Annotated in this window: 16 protein-coding genes, 1 other RNA gene and 2 pseudogenes; 1 reads left to right on the top strand and 18 read right to left on the bottom strand. The window is 35.1% G+C overall.

Annotated elements, in window-relative coordinates; all coding sequences use genetic code 11:
• The 5 genes from Q0R51_RS05120 to glpK form a co-directional block, all read right to left on the bottom strand.
• Complete coding sequence (locus tag Q0R51_RS05120) at positions 1–720, bottom strand: response regulator transcription factor (protein WP_046324679.1); 720 nt, start codon at positions 718–720, stop codon at positions 1–3.
• Complete coding sequence (locus tag Q0R51_RS05115) at positions 717–1,112, bottom strand: SdpI family protein (RefSeq protein ID WP_294757164.1); 396 nt, start codon at positions 1,110–1,112, stop codon at positions 717–719. Before Q0R51_RS05115 ends, Q0R51_RS05120 begins: the two co-directional genes overlap by 4 nt.
• Positions 1,113–1,127: 15 nt before the next feature.
• A complete protein-coding gene (gene manA / locus Q0R51_RS05110; RefSeq protein ID WP_294757163.1) occupies positions 1,128–2,090 on the bottom strand; it encodes a mannose-6-phosphate isomerase, class I in 963 nt (320 codons plus the stop codon).
• Positions 2,091–2,306: 216 nt separating this feature from the next.
• Positions 2,307–4,049 carry an FAD-dependent oxidoreductase gene (locus Q0R51_RS05105; protein WP_294757162.1) on the bottom strand — a complete coding sequence of 581 codons (1,743 nt, stop codon included), beginning with the start codon at positions 4,047–4,049 and terminating at the stop codon, positions 2,307–2,309.
• Positions 4,050–4,082: 33 nt separating this feature from the next.
• Complete coding sequence (gene glpK / locus Q0R51_RS05100; protein ID WP_122025930.1) at positions 4,083–5,597, bottom strand: glycerol kinase GlpK; 1,515 nt, start codon at positions 5,595–5,597, stop codon at positions 4,083–4,085.
• Positions 5,598–5,741: 144 nt separating this feature from the next.
• On the opposite strand from glpK, the gene Q0R51_RS05095 reads away from it, so the two are divergent.
• Positions 5,742–6,620: a LysR family transcriptional regulator gene (locus Q0R51_RS05095; RefSeq protein ID WP_294757161.1), complete on the top strand. Its 879-nt coding sequence runs from the start codon at positions 5,742–5,744 to the stop codon at positions 6,618–6,620.
• Positions 6,621–6,641: 21 nt separating this feature from the next.
• Here the strand turns inward: Q0R51_RS05095 and Q0R51_RS05090 are convergent, their stop codons facing one another.
• The 13 genes and pseudogenes from Q0R51_RS05090 to comGA form a co-directional block, all read right to left on the bottom strand.
• Positions 6,642–7,844, bottom strand: coding sequence for an MFS transporter (locus tag Q0R51_RS05090; protein ID WP_294757160.1), 1,203 nt, complete (start codon positions 7,842–7,844; stop codon positions 6,642–6,644).
• A 1,039-nt stretch (positions 7,845–8,883) separates the two neighbouring features.
• Positions 8,884–10,267 (bottom strand): annotated as a pseudogene (locus Q0R51_RS05085) (IS3 family transposase).
• A 58-nt stretch (positions 10,268–10,325) separates the two neighbouring features.
• Positions 10,326–11,734 (bottom strand): annotated as a pseudogene (locus Q0R51_RS05080) (IS3 family transposase).
• Positions 11,735–11,832: 98 nt separating this feature from the next.
• Positions 11,833–12,198: a transfer-messenger RNA gene (gene ssrA, locus Q0R51_RS05075) on the bottom strand.
• Positions 12,199–12,269: 71 nt separating this feature from the next.
• Positions 12,270–13,076 (bottom strand): Cof-type HAD-IIB family hydrolase, encoded by an 807-nt coding sequence (locus tag Q0R51_RS05070; RefSeq protein WP_294757158.1) that lies wholly within the window; start codon positions 13,074–13,076, stop codon positions 12,270–12,272.
• Positions 13,077–13,633: 557 nt separating this feature from the next.
• The gene (locus Q0R51_RS05065; RefSeq protein ID WP_294757157.1) at positions 13,634–14,818 is read right to left on the bottom strand and encodes an acetate/propionate family kinase; all 1,185 of its coding nucleotides are present in this window, start codon (positions 14,816–14,818) and stop codon (positions 13,634–13,636) included.
• Positions 14,819–14,863: 45 nt separating this feature from the next.
• Positions 14,864–15,865 carry a class I SAM-dependent methyltransferase gene (locus Q0R51_RS05060; protein WP_294757156.1) on the bottom strand — a complete coding sequence of 334 codons (1,002 nt, stop codon included), beginning with the start codon at positions 15,863–15,865 and terminating at the stop codon, positions 14,864–14,866.
• Positions 15,866–16,055: 190 nt separating this feature from the next.
• Positions 16,056–16,565, bottom strand: a complete 510-nt coding sequence (locus Q0R51_RS05055) for a ComGF family competence protein (protein WP_122025914.1) — start codon at positions 16,563–16,565, stop codon at positions 16,056–16,058.
• A complete protein-coding gene (locus Q0R51_RS05050; RefSeq protein WP_294757155.1) occupies positions 16,549–16,824 on the bottom strand; it encodes a type II secretion system protein in 276 nt (91 codons plus the stop codon). Before Q0R51_RS05050 ends, Q0R51_RS05055 begins: the two co-directional genes overlap by 17 nt.
• Complete coding sequence (locus Q0R51_RS05045; RefSeq protein WP_294757154.1) at positions 16,814–17,236, bottom strand: Prepilin-type cleavage/methylation protein; 423 nt, start codon at positions 17,234–17,236, stop codon at positions 16,814–16,816. The genes Q0R51_RS05050 and Q0R51_RS05045 overlap by 11 nt, the downstream gene beginning before the upstream one ends.
• Positions 17,226–17,564: a competence type IV pilus major pilin ComGC gene (gene comGC / locus Q0R51_RS05040; protein WP_294757153.1), complete on the bottom strand. Its 339-nt coding sequence runs from the start codon at positions 17,562–17,564 to the stop codon at positions 17,226–17,228. The genes Q0R51_RS05045 and comGC overlap by 11 nt, the downstream gene beginning before the upstream one ends.
• A 9-nt stretch (positions 17,565–17,573) precedes the next feature.
• Positions 17,574–18,578 carry a type II secretion system F family protein gene (locus Q0R51_RS05035; protein ID WP_294757152.1) on the bottom strand — a complete coding sequence of 335 codons (1,005 nt, stop codon included), beginning with the start codon at positions 18,576–18,578 and terminating at the stop codon, positions 17,574–17,576.
• On the bottom strand, positions 18,544–19,518 hold the full coding sequence (comGA, locus tag Q0R51_RS05030; RefSeq protein WP_294757151.1) for a competence type IV pilus ATPase ComGA: 975 nt from the start codon (positions 19,516–19,518) through the stop codon (positions 18,544–18,546). The genes Q0R51_RS05035 and comGA overlap by 35 nt, the downstream gene beginning before the upstream one ends.
• Positions 19,519–20,004: the final 486 nt, after the last annotated feature.

Raw genomic sequence — 20,004 nt, 5'->3', positions numbered from 1 at the left:
CTACGAATCATCAAATTTATAGCCAACACCCCAAACGGTTTGGATGACATTTGCACCTACTTTTTCCAATTTTTGGCGCAATTTTTTAATATGTGCATCCACGGTGCGATCTTCACCATAATAATTATAACCCCAAACAGATTCTAATAATTGTTCACGAGAAAAGACCTGCTTTGGCTTCTGGGCCATGGTATATAACAAATCAAATTCTTTTGGTGTAATATTTTGAACATGTTTATTGTCATATAATACTTCACGTCTGCTTGTAGAAATTTTAATATGATTAGTTACCACATCAAATTTTTCTCCGGATTCTGCTGTTTTGGTTTGTTCCTGCTTATCATCAATTCTGATTCTGCGTTGCAAAGCCTTAATACGTGCTATTAGTGCCAAAGGACTAAATGGCTTAGATACATAGTCGTCGGCACCAGCATTAAATCCTTGAATTTGTTCTTCTTCACTGCTGCGCGCAGTAAGCATAATGATTGGAATTGATGGTGAGATTGCACAAACTTCTTTAGCAACTTCTATGCCATCTTTTTTAGGTAAATTAAGGTCTAGAGTGATCAAATCATATTGATCAGGATTCTCAGCAAACATTTTAACGGCTTGTTCCCCATCAGTGGCAACATCCATGGACCATCCTTCTTTTTCGAAAAACATCCCCATCATTTCTGCAACCGACTGATCATCCTCGACCATTAAAATTTTCAGTTTCATTTTCTGTCCCTAAATCCTTTTGTTCTCTCCTTTTTTACTTTGTCAGGGTCTATATAATCTGCTGGCAGTTCATGACGATTTATCAAAAATTTTTTTAGACTTTTTTCAGTAGCCATGATTGGAAAGATAATGAAAAGATAAAATGTCAGCAGCCAAAGTAAAAAGTAACGATCCCATTTAAGTAAATGGATACCAACTCCTAATAATAATTGCATTAAACCAAATATAATAAAATAACCTCCTGCTTTATGCTGAGCAAATTTAAAACTTGCTTTATTAACTATAGCCAGGTACGAATAATATCCGTAAAACGGCCAAGGTCTTTTCGGAGGTGAAATGAGCCATAATAGCCCAACTATTAACATAATTGAGCCACAAGCTATATAGATCATATTTTATTATTCTCCTTAATTATTAGGCGTAGAAATAACCAATTTCATATTACCTGTGAATGTAAATTTTTTAATGTTATTAGGAATTATCAGATTTGTTCCAATTGCTAGGTCATATGATTTACTTTCAATTTGAAGAGTGCCCGTTCCCTTAATAACTGTTACTAATAAGTAGGGGTGACTATTTAAACCAGTGCGCCATTGTCCAGCTAAATCTATTTGCCACAAATAAAAATGAGGTGAAGCGGGTGGTGCAACCAAAGTTTTTATAGTAGCATCCTGCACGTGATCTGTTTTAATATCCAGTTTAGGATCAACATGTGGGACCTGTGTAACAGCGATTGATTTTTGGGTATGTAGTTCGCGTTTCTTACCGGTTTTTTGGTCAACACGATCATAGTCATACAACCTGTAGGTCACATCACTAGATTGTTGGGTTTCTATAACTAGTATCCCCTTAGTAAGCGCGTGGATTGTTCCTGAGGGAACATAAAAGAAATCACCCGTTTTTACCGGTACTTTGCGTAAAAGTTTATCCCATTCTCCCTTTTCTATCATTTCAGCCAGTTCCGCGCGAGTTTTGGCAGTATGCCCATAAATTAGATATGATCCAGGATCAGCCTGCAAAACATACCAGCTTTCAGTTTTTCCGCTATCATTTTCTACTTTGCGAGCATATTCATCATTGGGATGAACCTGGACAGACAAATTATCATTTGCATCCAGGAACTTAACAAGCAGCGGAAATTCTTTACTTTCAGGATTGCCAAATAGCGTCGGATTTTCTTGATAAACCTGACGCAGACTTTGCCCTTTAAACTGACCATTGATTACTGTAGAAGCATCCTCTTTATAGCCGGAAATTACCCAAGCTTCTCCTACCTTGCCATCTGGGATATTATAATTAAAGATTGTTTTCAATTTGCGTCCACCCCAAATTTTTGGTCTGAAATAAGGAGTGAGAAAAATTGGCTCCATTTTAATCACCTCTCTATTAGTTTAATCTTTTAAGATGTAAATTTAAAACTATTTTTTCAAATATGACAACATTTATTATTGTTATAATAATACTTTTTGCTATTCCCTGCTCACACATTGTAATAGTGCTGTTAAAAAGGCCAAGAAAAAGCCCGTCTGTTTGTTTTGACGGGCTTTTTGGGGAATAATTTACTACTATTTCTATTTGATAATCATTTATTTTTTATTCTTTAGTTTATCTAGTCTTGATTGTGCTATTTCTTGATCTAAATCATGTACATATTGAGTCTTTTGCTCTTCATCCCAGCCATAGTAATCAGACATGTGGTTAACGACACCTTCTTTAACTTGACTTAAAGTATCACTCTTGAATAAGATGTGATACGTACGCCTTAAGAGGTAGTCAACAGGTGTCAATGTCATTTCTTCAGCTAGTGAATAATCAAGGGCAGCTGTTTCGCCTAGACTTAATCCTGCAGCGGGCTTAATCGTTTTTGCATAGTCATAAATTTGTTCTGCTTGTGAACCAAACAGGTTGGCAATTTCCTTAGCATCATCAGCTGTAATACCAGCCGCTACACCATCTTTAGCAATCCGAGCAAGTTCTTCTTCTGCATGATCGGAATCAAAATCACCACCTGCAACTTTAATTTCAGCAGAATCTTGTAAAGTAAAGTTCTTAGAAAACTTGTCATGAAGCTTTTGCTGTATTTTCTTCATGGCACCATTAGCCATAATACGATAATCTGTTAATTTACCACCAGCTAGAGTAATTAAGCCATCCTCAGCTTCAGTTAATGAACTACCGCGAGATACAGCGGACGGCGCTGAAGTACTGTCAGAGACACTGGCACCAGTTGCTGCATCTGCTGCTTCATTGCCTTCAACTTCGACTTCAATTAGGGGACGAACTCCAGCCCAGCTAGCTTCAATATCGTTAATAGTTAAATGAGCGGAAGGATACTTCTTATTAATAATATTTAACAAGTAATCGACATCGCTTTGTTCAACAGTTGGATGAGCGTAATCACCGGTAAAGTCGGTATCGGTAGTGCCAAAATAGGTTTTACCTTCTCTTGGAATAGTAAAAATCATACGACCGTCTGCTGTACCTGAGCCAAAGTAAGTAGGTTGCGGCACAGTTAAGCGTGATTGGTCAACTACTAAGTGAACACCCTTTGTAGGACGCAGACGTGGCTTCTTATAAACTGCTTTATCTTCCTGTCTTACTAAGTCGGACCAAGGCCCGGAGGTGTTAATAACTACATCTGCATGAATTTCAAATTCTTCACCGGTTAAGTTATCATGGACGCGTACTCCGTTAACCTGCTTTTGATCGTTATGAAGGATCGCAATACATTTCAGGCGACTAACAGCCAAGCACCCCAATTCATGCGCCTTTTTGACATTTTCTACTACTAAACGGGAATCATTGTTTTGGTAGTCTAGGTAAACGCCTGCACCTTGTAGATTTTCGCTGTTTAATTGTGGCTCACGTTTTAAAGTTTCTGCTTTATCCATTGTATAGTTGGCATACTTAATTAAAGGAGAGTCACCCTCGATTCCAGCTAAATGATCATATAAATCCATTGCTACTTTGACCGAAAACATGGTAAAGGTTGTTCCCGGTTCATCATAAATTGGCAAAATCATTGGATCAGGCCGAGTCATATGAGGAGCAATATGCTGAACTATTGCACGTTCCTTGACAGTATCAGAAACTACTTGGACATCAAAAGTCTTAAGATAGCGAATACCACCATGAACTAACCTGGTTGAACGTGATGAAGTTCCGCCACCAAAGTCCTGCATATCGATTAAACCGGTTTTCATCTTAGCTGCACTAGCTTGCAATGCAACGCCAGCTCCAGTAATACCGCCACCGATAACCAATAAATCTAATTTTTCATTTTTTAAACGTTCAATTTCTTCCTGTCTGGTTTTAATTGAAAACGTCATGGTATAACCTCTTTCTTTTAGTAAAACTGATAACTAATTCTTTTGGTAAGGTTTGTAAGAAAAACTTTGAGCAGCCTTAACAGCTGATTTCCACCCTTCATATAGATGGTCTCTTTCGGCGCCACTCATTTGTGGTTTAAATATTTTACCGACTTTTTGGATTTTCTTTATTTCTTCAAAATCTTTCCAAAAACCTATGGCCAAGCCAGCAAGAAAAGCAGCACCTAAAGCGGTTGTTTCAAGATTAGCCGCACGCTCTATTTCAATTCCTAAAATGTCTGCCTGGAATTGCATCAGATAATCGTTATTAGCAGCACCACCGTCAACTTTTAATTTAGGAATTTTAATTTTGGTATCTTCATGCATAGTATCAATAACGTCGCGACTTTCATAAGCCAAAGATTGTAAAGTTGCTTTGGTAAAATCATCCCTTGTCGTACCTCTAGTTAAGCCAAAGACTGAACCACGGACATTAGAATCCCAATATGGTGCACCAAGACCGGTAAATGCTGGAACGACAAAAACTTCATTGTTATCCTTGGAACGTTTTGCGGCTTCTTCTGATTGCGGGGCATCATCAATAATGCCCAATTGATCACGCAGCCACTGAATAGCAGAACCGGCAACGTAAATACTACCTTCCAAAGCATAATTTACTTTGCCATTGATGCCATATGCCACAGTCGTTAACAAGTTATTGGCCGAGAATTTTGGCTTTTCACCCGTATTCATAACAGTGAACGCACCGGTTCCATAAGTATTTTTAACCATTCCTGGTTCAAAAGCTAATTGGCCAAACAGAGCTGATTGCTGGTCACCAGCCATTCCAGCTATTGGAACCTGACTACCGTAGAAGTGATATTCTGCTGTAGTACCGTATATTTCGGAGTTAGAACGAATTTCCGGTAAAATTTTTCTTGGAATATTTAATAATTTTAGTATCTCATCATCCCAATCAAGTTTGGTAATGTTAAAAAGCATTGTCCGGCTGGCATTAGTGTAATCAGTGACATGAACTTTGCCGCCAGTCAGTTTCCAGACGAGCCATGAATCGATGGTGCCAAATAATAATTCACCATTTTCAGCACGCTCCTGAGCGCCAGGAACATGGTCAAGTATCCAGCGAATTTTAGTTGCAGAGAAATATGCATCAGGGATTAAACCGGTTTTTTCATGGATCATATCGGAATACCCGTCAGCAATGATTTTATCTGCAATATCTGAAGTTTGCCGAGATTGCCAGACAATTGCGTGATAGATTGGCAAGCCAGTTTTCTTATCCCAAATTACAGTAGTTTCCCGTTGGTTAGTGATACCAATAGCGGCAATCTGGTTAGGCTTAATTCCTGAATTAATAAACGAATTGGCAATAGTCGATAAAACTGAATTCCAAATTTCGTTAGCATCATGTTCTACCCAGCCAGGTTTAGGAAAATATTGATTAAACTCTTTCCGTGAATCAATTACTTTTTTACCAGAATGGTCTAAAATAATTGCACGTGTACTTGTAGTACCTTCATCAATCGCTAAAATATATTTTTCAGCCATTATACTTCTCCTTTTTAGTTACAAAACTAATTTAGTAAAGGTAACTGTCGTTACAATTCAATTTTACCCTCGCTTTTTAGTAAGCGCTAACATATAATGATGATAACTTATTAGATAAAGTTATAAGTAAAAGGACAAAATGTGATGAAATATAGCCTATTAGCATATAAATATTTTATAGATGTTGTAGAAACTCAAGGATTTACTCCGGCCGCTAAGAGAAATTTTGTTTCTCAAACAGCCATTAGTAACGCAATAAAAAATTTAGAGGAAGATTTAGGCGTGCAACTGATTGATCGTTCAACCTCCCATTTTAAAGTTACTTTAGCGGGTATTAATCTGTATCACTGTGCAGTACCGGTACTTAAGAAATATTATGAATTTAATGAAAAAATTAGTCAGTTAAATGATTCATTTCAAACGTTGAGAATACATTATTTACATGGTTTTGATTATTGGGCCGTTAGCTTAGCGCGATTACTTACAAAAAACAATTCAGGCTTACAATTACAATTAGATACCGAAAATTTTGCTACTAGTATACCGAAACTTGATGCAGAGGATTACGATGTGCTGATTGGTTTCTCAACAGCGGTAAGTAAAATTAAGAATATTCATGTTAAGAAAATCGGAACTGCCAATTTTGGGATTTTACTGAGCAAAAAAGCTGTTAATCAAGATGGTAGGCTAAAAAGGAATGTTATAAAAAAGCAGCCCCTTTTCTTGCAAAAATGGACTGCTACAGATAAGAATGATGTACAAACAAAAATTAAAAATATTTTAGCAAAAAAGAATATTCACTATGACCAAATTATTTATTTAGACAGTTTCGACGCTGCATTATCGAATGTTGTTTTAGATTATGGTATAGCTATCTATCCAGATGAACTGCCATTGCCAACAATTTATGCTAAATATGTTACTTTCTTACCAAACTTACCTAAATTAAAATATGATGTTGTAGCAATTTATAAGAATCCAGCTATTTATAATATTTTAGACCATTCCTTACCTAAAAAATAAGTTTTGCATTATTTTTTGCAATTAGTGTAACTTTTCTAGCTTCCCTAATTTACTCAAACCAGTAACTAGGGAAATAAATACAGAAAGAAACATGCAAACAGAAGCTACAACAAAGATGGAGTGAACTTCTGCTTTAATTAAGAAACCACTAATTAATGACATAATGGGCCCAATTATTCGGGTAAGTGATGTAGAAATTGATGTTATTGTTCCTTTAAATTGAGGCGGTGTTTCTGCTTGAATAATGGTAAAAAAGTTTGCTTGTGACCAAACACAACCAAAGGACACTATTGCATAACCAAAGGTAACCCAAAAGAAAGACTGAACATTTAGCATTATCATAAAGCCGCACATTATTAGAAGTCCAATCATAATCATCTGTGTACCAAGTTTCATATTCTTGTTGATACGCAGGTAGATGAAATTGCCAATAATGCTGGCAACTGCAGCTACTGTGTAAAAAACACTTACTAGGTTAACTGAAACTTTCATTTCCTGTTTTAATAAAAACGTTAACATGGGAACGACTGCTTGAAAGCCAACATTAGCAACAAAAAAACTTGCAATCAGCCATTTAATGTCATGATGAGCAAACAAAAAGGAAATCCCCTTTTTAGCACTTTTGTTAAAAGAACTTTCTTTTTTCATTGCCCCATTTTCTGTTTGTAAAGGTTCATAGTCTTTAATAACATAAGTTAAATAGCCAAAACTTAAAGCATCAAATAAAAAACCACCAATATAATCGATCAAATTAATAATGACAGCTGCAATGCCTGGGCCAAAAGTTTTTTGCACAGACGAGATTAAACCAACTTGGCCCGAAACAGATGATAATTCTTCTTTTTTTACCGATTCTGCAATAAATATCTGGTAGCCTGTCCAAGTGATTAAGTCGAAACTGCCAAGTAGGAAAATTACCAATAGCAGCCAATATATTGAGACGTTTCTTATAACCAAAAATGGTGCAATTATAATTAGCACCATTTGCATAATCAGAGAAAAAAGCATGATTTTTTTACGAGAATACATGTCAAAAATTGGTCCAATTATTAGTCCAAATAATGCTGTTGGCAAATATTCGACTGCCGTTAACAGTCCCATTATTATTGATGAATGTGTTCTCGACAACATCAAAAGTGGAATTGCGAAAGTATAAAATTGATCGCCAAAACCTGAAATAGCATAACCTATTAGTAACTTGGACTTTTGTGTTAATTTTTTCATTGTTTAATCGCCTTCTTAATACGACTCATTCTATACTTAACCAATTATAGCGTAATTATTATAGTTTTTGGCTACTCTGAATTTCACAATCTTCTAACCAGTATCAAATTGGAAAAAATAAGGTAAAAAACAAAATCAATCGGTTAATTAGCGGTTTTATCCTATTTATTTACTCTTTATAAACATGAATTGACTAAGAGATTAAATCGTTCATAAGATCGTCAAATAAAGTTTAAATATAGAAGCATAAAAGCATTTAAAAAAATTATTATCCTACTTTATTCATAATTCATTATCTGTGATATTATAGAAATAAAACATAAGTAGTCTTAAAATGAAAAATATTTTACGTTTTTGATTTTAAATTTAGCTTTTATATTAAGGATGGTTATTTACCTGTGGAATCTTCAAATAAAAACAGATTAAGAAAATTAGATACATATTGTGAATGGATGATAACAGTTTCTACTATATTAGGTGTTATTGTAACAGCTTTATGGAATAAATCTGAAATCTATACTAATTACAGTGTTCTAACAATTTATGGCATTTCTATTGGACTGCTATTCATTTCATCTTTGACAAAGTATCAATTAAAAACTGAAAAAGAAACACTCACTCAAAAATTTCTTAAAATTATCAAAAGCTTGTCAAATATTAAATTAATATTTTTAAGCATTGTGATAGCAGTTCTAATTTTATTTGCGTGTCTTTTTAAGTATTTAATTACTAATAATGTTTACAACGTTTTTTTCTTATTAATAGTTTCTATAATTACAATTATGCTTTTCATATTTTTAACAGCAGACTTAATCAGTTTTAAAAACTCTAAAACTGATTATGAAACTGTATTATTTATATTTTCAATTGTAATATTTAGCTTTTCTTATCCAAGTAGATTGTGGAATATAGTAATAATTTTGATTTCTATTTTCTTGTTAGGTTATTGCATTTTTTATTTATTTCATAAGAACTAAAAAACCTAAGTAATAATTAAGAATGATGTGAACCCTAAAATTAGGACACTTTATATTAGCTATTAACTGAGGACTAACTGCCGATATTCAAGCGGAGTTAGTCCTTTTAGTTTGATCTTGATTCTTTTCTGATTGTAATACTCAATGTAGTCTCTAATCGCATCTTCCAGTTCAGTGAGATTCTTATATTGCTTTTCAAAGCCATAAAACATTTCTCGTTTGAGTATCCCGAAGAAGCCTTCCATTAACCCATCATCAAGCGAATTGCCCTTGCGTGACATTGACTGGCTAATGCCATGGTTTTTCAGCCACGCTTGAAATTGCGGGTGTTGGTACTGCCAGCCTTGATCTGTGTGAAAGATCAAACCATTTAGTGCCGGATGTTTGTCCCAGGCCTTTCTTAACATATCCATGGTCTGCTTAAGATTAGGGCTGCGGGAAATAGTATAGGAAACAATCTCTTGGGTGCAGCCATCAATGATCGGTGATAAATAGGTCTTTTGCCCCTTGAGCTTAAACTCAGTTATATCTGAATACCATTTGTGATTGGGATAAACCGCACTGAAGCTGCGTTTAATCAGGTCAGGCTTAATCGGACCCTGAGTGCCGCGATAGCTGCTGTATTTGTGCCAGCGTTTACTGACTATGCCAAACAATTTCAGCTTGTTCATTAAGCGCTGCACCTTTTTATGATTGACTAATAAACCGCGACGCCTAAGCTCTGCAGTAATGCGGCGATAGCCATAGCGGTGCTTGTGTTCTTCATAAATAGCTTTGATTTCAGCCATTATTTCTCGATTGTCCCGCTCTTTGTCCTTCTTCTTTAAAGTGTAGTAGTAATTACTACGGGATAGATGGGGCAGATTCGGATTGGCATTAATGGTATCAAGAATAAAAGTTACGCTGACTTTAAGCTCGCGCCTTAGTTGGGTAACTGCCTGGGCTATTTCCGCGGCTTGCGGTTCTTGGTCCGCTGGTCGACTAAGACGCTCAATTTTTTTACGAATTCGTTCTCGATTTTCAGCTTCAAGTTCTGCTGGCGTAAGCGCTGGATTTCTTGCTTTAACCGTGCGATTTCCGGATCTTGTTTGGGCATGAGGCGGTCGTCCTTTCTTGTGGTTAACGACATTATACCCATTTTCACGGTACTAGCGCAGCCAATTAGCCAAGATTACTTTATTTTTTTAGTCCCAGATCGAGTGCTACTTGATAAATCGCTTCGTCTTTAACCAGTACCCGTCTAATGACCTGCTCCTTAAACGCAATTGAATAGCTTGTATACGGTCAATCAAGAATAGCTGTACCATGACGAGTAATGAGAGCCAAGAGATAATTAATAGTAGACGGATTAACCTGATAGCGGCGACTTAATTCAGTAGTTCCAACCTGATAGTTTTGCCAAAGATTAAAGATTTCAATTTTGTCTTGCTTAGATAATTTAGCCATAATAATACCCCCCAAATTTGTCCTAAATTGAAGTGCAACTAAAAAGTTAGACATTTTATTATTTAGCAAGACCTAACGCACGATTCCGATATTTAATCGGAGTCGTGTATTTTAGTTTGTTTGATCTTCTGATATGGTTGAACCAGTAAACGTAATCGCGCAGTACTGCCTGCATTTCTGCTAGTGAACTGATCTTAATGCGGTTGAGCTTCTCCCGTTTCATTAGGTTGAAGATGGTTTCTCCCGGTGCATTATCGTGGCAATTACCCTTGCGCGACATGCTTTGCTTAATCTTCATCTGTCTTAGTTTGGTCTGATAGCCGCTGTGGCGGTATTGAAAACCCTGATCTGAATGCAAAATAGGCTGGGCTGTTTTAGGCAGCTTGTGCTTAAGCTCTGCCAGCATATCATAAACCAGCTTCATGTTAGGCGAATAGCTGACTTGACAAGCCAGTATTTCCAGTGAGGCCTCATCAATGACCGGTGAAATATAAACCTTTTTGCCTGTGGTCAGCTTGTATTCGGTAATATCCGTGTGTAAGACGTGGTAGGGTCTGGTTTCATTAAACCGCTGCTTTAAAATGTTTTCCTTGATTACGCCTGCAGGGCCCGCATAAGAACTGTAGCGTGCAGTGCGCCTACTGTAGACTCTGGTCTTTAGTCCCAGCTGCCGCATCAGCTTGCGCACGGTATTGGGCGCATAGCTAAAGCCTTGATCTAAGAGTGCACCATGCATACGTCGATAACCGTAAGTCTCATCACTTTCTTGGTAGAAGATAGACTTGATTACGCCTTTAACAGCAGCGTATTTATCTAATCGGTTCAATCGGTGACTGCGGTTGTCGTAATAAGTTTTGCGGTTAAGGTGCAGCTTGGCAAGCAAAAGCTTTAACGGCACCTCAGGTCGCTCAGCCCGAATCTCCACGACTATTCTGGTTTTTTGCCGGTTGGTGAGCGTGGATATCGGGCAGCCACTTTTTTTAGGATTAAGTTATCCAATTCTAAGTCGGCTTTTTGTGCCTCTAGCTCAGCAACCTGACGACGCAATTGTTCTACTTCGGTTAGCTTCTTAGTGGGTTTAAGCTTCTTCTGACGCTTCTTTTTAGTCATGGTTGGTGGTCTCCCCTTGGATTTTGGGAGCAGCCCAGAGTAGCCTGCAGCCTGATAAGCCGCCAGCCATTGTCTTACTACTGACCGCGAAAGATTAAAAACTGCAGCTACCTGGAGTACTCCCATGTGATGTTCATGATAGAAGCGTACCACATTTAGCTTGAATTCAGGCAAATAAGTTTGTCGGGTGTGAGTAACCTTTAAAGCGGCTAAGCCATGTTTACGGGCACGTTCTGCCCAGGCCCTAATCTCGGTATGATCAATGCCGTATTCGCGTTCTAGTTTAGCTAAAGAGGTTTGGTGGGATAAGTATTTACTGCAAATTTCCATTTTCAAAGCAGTTGAATATTTAGTCATGAAAAAAGTGCTCCTAATAGTCAGATTAATGTCTAACTATTATGGAGCACTTCAAATTTGAGGGTCATATCATTATTCATAGGGCTTTATTAATATATTGATGGAGGTGAGGGGAATTGAACCCCTGTCCAAACGCATTCCGTCACTGACATCTACAATTATAGTTATATTATTTGAACTTCACTAGTCCAAAACGCCATATAACAGGGCTAGTATGGACTAGCTAACCTGAAATGACTCTTTTTAACTATTCAGATGAGGTAGTTAAACGTAACTCACTAAGTTGATACTTGAATTCAGACGTGAGTAATCCGAAAACAAGCAACACATGCGCCTAAACTAGGCAGCTAATGCGTAAGAATTTTCTTTATTTGCAGTTATAAAACTGTGACGTTTTTACGTAGACGTGACCTACGAACCGCAGTCAATGCGAATCTACGCCTGTCGAATCCCAAAACACCCCCGCTTTGGGTAATACAATTATAGCATAATATAGCGAAATTGCCTAATGTCAGAGCGGAACCTTGCATTCTATCTAAAAAACAAATTGCTCAAAAGCCAAAGCAATTCCATTTTGATTATTTGATGCAGTTTCAAAGTCAGCTTGTTTTTTTGCCTCAGAAGAACCATTTGCCATAACCACGGATGTACCCGCAACTTGAAACATAGGTATGTCGTTTCGCTCATCGCCAATTGCCATCACTTCATTAGTTTCAAATCCTAGTTTTTTTGTCAAAATTTCAAGTGCTATTCCCTTGTTAACACCTGGATGCATTATTTCTAAAAAATTATCGGCTGCTCGCACCACATAATTTTCTTTACCAAAGGCTTTTACAACATCAGCTTCAATTTTGTCAAGCTCGTCCTTTTCGTCAGCAAAAACAGCCTTAATTATTTGATCATCTTTAGGTAATTCATCAGGCTTTCTGATTAGAACACCAGCACTATTTTCCCACGCCTGGACAATAGTGATTCGATTAACATTTAAATTACTTGTAATAATTGCACTGTTCTCATCGACAACATTGTAAGCCACGTCATGCTCTTTAGAATATTGGTCAATCTTTTCGTAAGTTGCTTGATCAATTCCAGATTTTTGAAGAGTCTTACCTGTCAATGTCTCAATGACAGCACCATTAAAAGTAACAACGTATTGATTGTCCTGAACTATGCCTAGTTCATTCAAAAAATGCTTTACACCAGCCAATGGTCGTCCAGAACAGAGCACTACCTTAATATCTCGCGCTACTGCCTTCTTAACTACTTCGATAGTAGATTGAAGCAGTCTTCCCTTACTATTTAGTAGTGTATCGTCAACATCAATTGCAACTAATTTAATCATTTATTTTTCCTTTACTATTTTTCAGGTTTTCAGTTATTTTCCAAAGTAAACAACTAATCATTTTGATAGTCAGAATCAGACCGATAATGCACATACTATAATCAAAATAGTTTGACTAATCTTTCCGTCTTTTCTCTTTGATATCTTGGAAAAACACCTACATGTAGCAGGTTATCGGTATTGCCTAAAATATCATAATTAACTCTTTGCGGCTGACAGGCCTGTATAATTACAGTCCTAATATTGTCATCTCTTTAAAAAAATGTTCTTTCCTCCATTTTTAAATCATTCAATGACGACACATTTCTTTCAGGCAACAACACATAGTACCATGGCAAAAACTGTGTACCACCAAAAACTACTAACCCCCGTCTAACTGCACCATCACCATTAGATTTGTCTCGAAATTTTTGAGCTAAACCTGTCTTTTTGCCAATCAGATATATTATTTCATTATTATTATGTATTATTTTTCCAATACTATAATATCAAAAATAAGTAAAAAAAATCGCTAAGTTCTTCTTAGCGACCTCTCTATTTAATTAAATATTCTACCATTAACTCAAGTGAGCTAAACGAACAACATCACGTTCAATCATTAATTCCTCATCAGTTGGGATAACTAAAGCTTTTATTTTTGAATCTGGCTCGGTAATGAATTTTTCACCATTTGATTTATTGGCTTCTAAATCAGGCTTTAAACCAATAAATTCAAATGATTTCATGACATTTTCACGAATACCAGAATCATGCTCTCCTACTCCAGCAGTGAAAATAATCGCATCTGCACCTTTCATTTCAACCATGTAAGAACCAATATATTGAATGACACGATTTACAAAAATAGCTCTAGCAAGATCAGCTTTTTTATCAGAATTATTCTCTAAGTCACGCATATCTGAGGAAATTTCAGAAATACCTAATAGACCAGATTTATCATTTAAAATATCAATCATTTCGTTAATATCAATATGGTCTTTATTCATGATATATTGCAAAACAGATGGATCGACATCACCTGAGCGAGTACCCATGGTGATGCCTGCTAATGGAGTGAATCCCATAGATGTATCAAAAGACTTGCCACCTTTAACTGCAGTTATTGATGCTCCTGAACCAAGATGACAAACAATCAGTCTCAAGTCCTTAGCATCTTTACCAAGCATTTCAGCGGCACGACCAACTATATAACGAACTGAAGTACCATGGGCTCCATATTTACGAACACCGTATTTTTCATAATAATGATAAGGAATTGAATACATATAGTGAACAGGATCCAAAGTTTGGTGAAATGATGTATCAAACACGCCTACTTCAGGAACACCTGGTAGTAATTTCATAAAGGCTTCAATGCCTTTGCCTTCTGCAGGATTATGAAGGGGAGCATATTCTTTTAACTCATAAATTTTTTGTAATTTATTCTTGTCGATTAGTGCCGAATCGGTAAATTCCTCGCCACCCGCAACTATTCTATGACCTACACCAACGATTTCACTTAAATCATTAACAACATGGTATTTCTTCAAAGCCGCAAGCAATAAATTAACAGCAGTTTCCTGATCTGGAATTGCTACTTTCTCAGTATGCTTTTCGCCATTTGCCAGGTCAATTTGGAAAGAGGAGCCATTAATACCAACTCTGTCGGCAATTCCTTCTGCCAAAACCTTTTCTTCTGGTAAAGCAAACAACTTATATTTAAAAGAAGAACTGCCTGAGTTGATTGCTAAAACTTTTTTCATAAATTTGATTCCCTCCATAAACTTGAAATTTAAACTTTTCACAAATCAATTAATATTTTTAGTATACCACTCATTTAGTTTAACATTAAGCTTTATTAGGTCTTCTTCCTTTTTAAACGAGTCTAACTTTGTGAGAAATACTTCACTATTTCTGGTATTTTTTCCATGATTTTGAAAAATTAAAATTGATCTCTGGTTAAATTTGTTTTGAAAAGCATTGTCAGGCAATTCAATTATGGATCGTAAAAAAACTTTTTCTGACAGCCAAGGCATGAAGTCACTGCCGCCTTTACCAGAAAGAATTGTCTGTGGTACGAGTAGAAAAGCATACCCCGCTGGCCTAAGGTTCTTAATAATCTGTTCAATAAATAAAAGGTGAGCAAGCGAATGACCTTTCACAGATTTAGTAGCAAAATTAGTAGCGTTTTCATCAACTGGATAATAACCTACAGGCAAATCACTTACAACAACATCTGGGCTGGGAAACATCCAAGGAGTTAAACCATCCTGACAAAACATTTCAATATCAATTTTATTCAAATGGGCTGCAATATCCGCAAAGCTTAGCATTTCTTCATCATTATCGATACCAAAGAGTTCAAAATCCGCCTTAGAATGGTTAGAATTTTTTAGTTGTCTGACTACAGAAAATAGCAAATTACCAGTGCCAATTGCTGGATCAGCAATAATTAGTTTTTCTTTTGGCAAAAGCTTGAGCATAAACATAGCGATAACAGTAGCAATAGCAGGTGGAGTCGGCATTTGATTAACATCTAGCCCATCTTCATTAACAGCTTTTAAAACTAACAAAGTGAAGATTTGTATCTTAATTTTTGGTGAAAGCTGATCGTAGTGCAAATTAGCATACTTTTGACTCAATTTTTGAACAGTTTCTTTGTCTGGAGCTCCCAACTCAACTTTTATCTGATTATTTTCTAAATTGTCAAAGGTTTCAACCAGAGCATCACCCAAAGAGACATTCAATGCTTCTTGTAAACACTTAACACAATCCAAAAAATTATTAAAAAGTTTTTCTATATTATCCATAATTTCTTCCCCTTATCTCCTAAACATTTTAATTTTAATAGAAACAAGGTTATAAGAGCAAGCAAATCAATTATTAATCAGATATTCAATCAATAAAAAATTATTTTCCATACTTTCCTGATAAACTTCTAAATAAAATTGAATAAAAATTAAACAGGTAGTCAAAACTAAGACACTACTTAAAAGTGCGTTACCTCTTATTTTCCAACTTTTGCTTTTTATCATTTACTACCTTCTTCTTCAAATTGGGACGAGAATTAAATTTAAAGTATAATTCAGACTTTCTACCATCTTTTTCCATTACATTTATTTTAATCAACCTATCTTTTGTAAGAAAATCAGCTTTTTCAACATTCAGTAATAAAGGCATGTGCCCTCCTTTAGGTGTTGTCACACGTACCATATCTTTGTATAGCGTCAAATAATAGGTAGTTGTCTCATTCTTCTTATTTGTTTTTACAAACACTGCTTTTGAGAAATTTGAATCTTTAGGTAAGGTATAAGCCTTTATACCCTTTTCTTCATTTATAAACCGATTTAATTGCACATATGAAAAAACAACATCATCTGTTTTATGGTGTGCTTTATTAGCTAATGTCAATGTCTTTAACAAATTTTGTAACATCAATACTACAATTAAGGTAATAAGAACTGAGAGCATTGCTTCAGCTAAAATAAAGCCTTTACTTTTTAATTTCATATTTTTTATTATTTTTTACATCGAGAATTTTTTTATTATCTACAAAGCGATAAAGGCGGTCATGTACCATTACCTGTTTAACGTTGGTTTTTTTCATCACGTTCCAAGCGTAAGTACGGTCAGTTTTTCGTTCAATTTTCCTTTCAATAAGTCTACTTTCCCCAATTATTAATTCTACAGTGGTAATTCCAATACATGCGATTATTAATCCAATCATGCTCTCCATTACTAAAAAGCCACACATTTTTTTATGAATCATTTATAGCACGTCCCCAAGTCATTTGTAATTTTATCTTTCGTGCATTCTTATCGTCACTGATGGTAATAGTATGAGGCGCCATCGAACCGGTAGTTGATATTCTTAAAATAGACAAATTATAAACATGTATTGGCTGGCTTATTTTTATCGATTTAAAATAATTTTCTCCGACAAATTCTATTTCTTTTGCATTCGGAAAATACCTAATAACACATGCTTTTTTGCTTGTTGCTGAAACACGAGCAGCTTGTTCTACTGCACTCCTAATTTCTGCAACTGTATTCTCTAAAATTAATTTTTCTTTATAAGCTTTTAACTCTATTGCACCTATACCGGTAATGATTATTGCTATAGTCAAAGTAATGACCACTTCAATTATAGTAAATCCTTTTAAATTAGCTTTATTTAGCATTCTTTTCAACGATACCATCTTTTACAGCATAGTCCTTCGACTTTGTTAGTTGCTTCTTAGTTAAATAACCATCTTCAAACATATTCTGAAAACTGATTGTCTTACCATTACGATCTTTATCATCTTCATATAAAGTTACTTGAGTTTGTAAAGTTGATTTAAAGGCATCATCCGTTTTTTTATTTGCATTGTTTTTCTGTTTGGCTAAGTTCGGGGCAATAATCACTAAAAGCATCATAATTATTGCAACTACAACTACCATTTCTATTAAAGTAAATCCCTTAACTTTACTCTTTTTCGATATCAAATTTAGTATTTTTTTCTTCATCATTATTCCTCAAATTTTTTGCATCATTGCATACATTGGTAATAATAGCTTCAAATATAAGCCAATAATGCATAATCCAATTAAAATAAAACAAAAAGGTTGTATATTTACAATTAACTTTTCTATTCTTTGTGCTAATTCATTAAAAAGTGCGTGTCCTAGAAGCATGAATTTTTTACTTAAATCTATTTTCTTTGAACCGGTTTGTAATAACAAAAGTAATTCATTCGGTAAAAAATCCTCTTTTTTGATTATTAAGTCAGGACTTATTCCCTGAGCCAACTGCTTACCCACACTCAAGCCAATTTGTTGTTGTAATGAGCCCTCCACCTGCATAGCAGCATAATCACAAATTTTTTGTAAAGAGAACCCACTCGCAAGCAAAAGTCCAACATCGTAAATTAAAATATATTCCACGTATATTTGAACTAAGGGCCCAATAATGGGAAAATGCCTCAGTTTACGTAGAGAAGCATAATCTTGCTTTTTTAGTAAAAGTAACACTTTACTCATAAAATAAATTATTACTAAGCAGGAAAATAATAAAATTAACAACATATAATCGCCAGTATGTTCACCAGATTCAGCAAATTGATTTGCGACAAAAGTTTGCATAAATAGTAAAAGGAAAATCATCATCAAAACTAAAACAAATGGATAGGTCAGCTCAGATTTTAGTTTTTTAAGCTGATCATTTTTCAAGCGATTCAATGTGGCAATTTGAGTCAAGCAATCAATTAAATTTCCTTGTGCCATTGATAATTCGATTTGAGTTGCTATTGTTTTAGAAAAACCTAACTTTAACATTTCTGAACTCAATTTCTTTCCGGCATGAATTTCAGTACACAATTTATTAAAAATATTTTTTCTATTGGGCCATATTACAGGCATCATTTCTAAACTCGCATTAAGGGAAAAGCCGTTAGATAAACTATTTTGTAAATATTCTAAAAACTCTAGTCGTTCTTTACTCGTTAATTTATCCTTGTTGATATTGCTCAAATATTTGCGCACTTATTTTTCCTCTTTCTTTGAGCTCACTTAAATTTTCTAACCAGGAGACAAAATCTGCCCTTTTTTCTTGGCTAATATCTTCTTGCAACTGTGAGCCGCTATCAATATCCATCAAACAGGCAAAACCATCTGCTGTAGGTAAAAGGCGTTGATAACATACAGCCGTCAAACAGTTATACAAATCTGCTGTACTAACGTGTAAACTTTCTAATCTAGAAATAGTTTGTAAAGTGCTTTTGGCATGAACCGTAGCAAAGACAAGGTGGCCACTTAAAGCTGCATCTACAGCTAATCTTGCAGTGACTTTATTTCTAATTTCTCCAATAATCAGAATGTCTGGTCGATGGCGCAAAGATGCTTCAAGTAGTCCCTCATAGCTAATATCAGCTGCTAAATTAACCTGTGTTTGTAAGAAATCCGCCTCTTGAATTTCAACAGGATCTTCAATAGTCATTACCATTTGGTTTTTACCTACTATTTTTGCCAAATTATACATAGTAGTTGTTTTACCCGATCCTGTTGGCCCACTGGTAATTATCAATCCCCTTCTTCTAGTTAAGTCTGTTAACTTTTCAATTTGCCTATTAAAAAAATATTTGCCAGAATCAATTTGATAAATAATCCTAACAACTAAAGATTCATTATCATTAAAATCCCCAATGCTGGAAAGTCTTAAATAGTACACAACATTTTTATACTCATATTCAAAAGCTCCCACTTGAGGTCTGCGATGTTCAGCTATATCCATTTGAGCACCAAATTTCAAAAAATTAATTATTTCTTTCCCTTCATTCACTGGATAGTGAGCTTGATTTTTGATTCCTGCAATTGTTTTAAAATTAACCGCTAACTTATTTCTCTGCAATAAGAAAAAAATATCACTTGTACGTTTATTTATTGCTTCTTCAATCAAATTGTTAACTGTATCTTTGATTCTCATCAATTCACTCCTTTTCTTTGTACTAATATTAAATACGCAAAAAAATAAATTTTTACTTTTTATTTACCAAAAACTAAAATTTTGCATATACTAATTTTATAAAATAGTTAAGGTTTATCTTTTATTCTTTTTATTAAAAGTAATATTTGAAGTGATTTGGACCCTGTTTTATATTATTAAGCACAACAAAAAAGTAGCACTTTCGTGCTACTTTTACCCATTAAATACATTACTAAACTGCGATTAAAACATACTTATTTAGATAGAAAAAATTATATTAATATGAATAAACACTAAAAACAATAAAAATTAAATATTCACAGTAGAAGAGGTAGTATTTAAGGGTTCATCTTATTAAAATCACTCTCCTTTCTGTTTACAAATAATGAAGCACCTAGACTTTAAAAAATTAGTGCTATAACGATCATAAAAGAAGTTTCTGCTGCCTTTGAGGTCAGTATTAATTTAATAGCTTTTTAATGATCG

Source organism: uncultured Lactobacillus sp. (assembly GCF_946477725.1).
Taxonomy (GTDB): Bacteria; Bacillota; Bacilli; order Lactobacillales; family Lactobacillaceae; genus Lactobacillus.
The sequence above is the reverse complement of the archived record's forward strand: the minus strand, read 5'-3'. Positions and strand labels throughout refer to the sequence as shown.

Excerpts from the sequence above, each read along its gene's own strand:
- Q0R51_RS05050 (WP_294757155.1), bottom strand. The coding sequence starts at position 16,824 with ATGATTCATAAAAAAATGTGTGGCTTTTTAGTAATGGAGAGCATGATT.
- Q0R51_RS05095 (WP_294757161.1), top strand. The coding sequence starts at position 5,742 with ATGAAATATAGCCTATTAGCATATAAATATTTTATAGATGTTGTAGAA.
- Q0R51_RS05090 (WP_294757160.1), bottom strand. The coding sequence starts at position 7,844 with ATGAAAAAATTAACACAAAAGTCCAAGTTACTAATAGGTTATGCTATT.
- Q0R51_RS05105 (WP_294757162.1), bottom strand. The coding sequence starts at position 4,049 with ATGACGTTTTCAATTAAAACCAGACAGGAAGAAATTGAACGTTTAAAA.
- Q0R51_RS05065 (WP_294757157.1), bottom strand. The coding sequence starts at position 14,818 with ATGAAAAAAGTTTTAGCAATCAACTCAGGCAGTTCTTCTTTTAAATAT.
- Q0R51_RS05045 (WP_294757154.1), bottom strand. The coding sequence starts at position 17,236 with ATGCTAAATAAAGCTAATTTAAAAGGATTTACTATAATTGAAGTGGTC.
- glpK (WP_122025930.1), bottom strand. The coding sequence starts at position 5,597 with ATGGCTGAAAAATATATTTTAGCGATTGATGAAGGTACTACAAGTACA.
- Q0R51_RS05060 (WP_294757156.1), bottom strand. The coding sequence starts at position 15,865 with ATGGATAATATAGAAAAACTTTTTAATAATTTTTTGGATTGTGTTAAG.
- Q0R51_RS05055 (WP_122025914.1), bottom strand. The coding sequence starts at position 16,565 with ATGAAATTAAAAAGTAAAGGCTTTATTTTAGCTGAAGCAATGCTCTCA.
- manA (WP_294757163.1), bottom strand. The coding sequence starts at position 2,090 with ATGGAGCCAATTTTTCTCACTCCTTATTTCAGACCAAAAATTTGGGGT.
- Q0R51_RS05120 (WP_046324679.1), bottom strand. The coding sequence starts at position 720 with ATGAAACTGAAAATTTTAATGGTCGAGGATGATCAGTCGGTTGCAGAA.
- comGC (WP_294757153.1), bottom strand. The coding sequence starts at position 17,564 with ATGAAGAAAAAAATACTAAATTTGATATCGAAAAAGAGTAAAGTTAAG.
- comGA (WP_294757151.1), bottom strand. The coding sequence starts at position 19,518 with ATGAGAATCAAAGATACAGTTAACAATTTGATTGAAGAAGCAATAAAT.
- Q0R51_RS05070 (WP_294757158.1), bottom strand. The coding sequence starts at position 13,076 with ATGATTAAATTAGTTGCAATTGATGTTGACGATACACTACTAAATAGT.
- Q0R51_RS05115 (WP_294757164.1), bottom strand. The coding sequence starts at position 1,112 with ATGATCTATATAGCTTGTGGCTCAATTATGTTAATAGTTGGGCTATTA.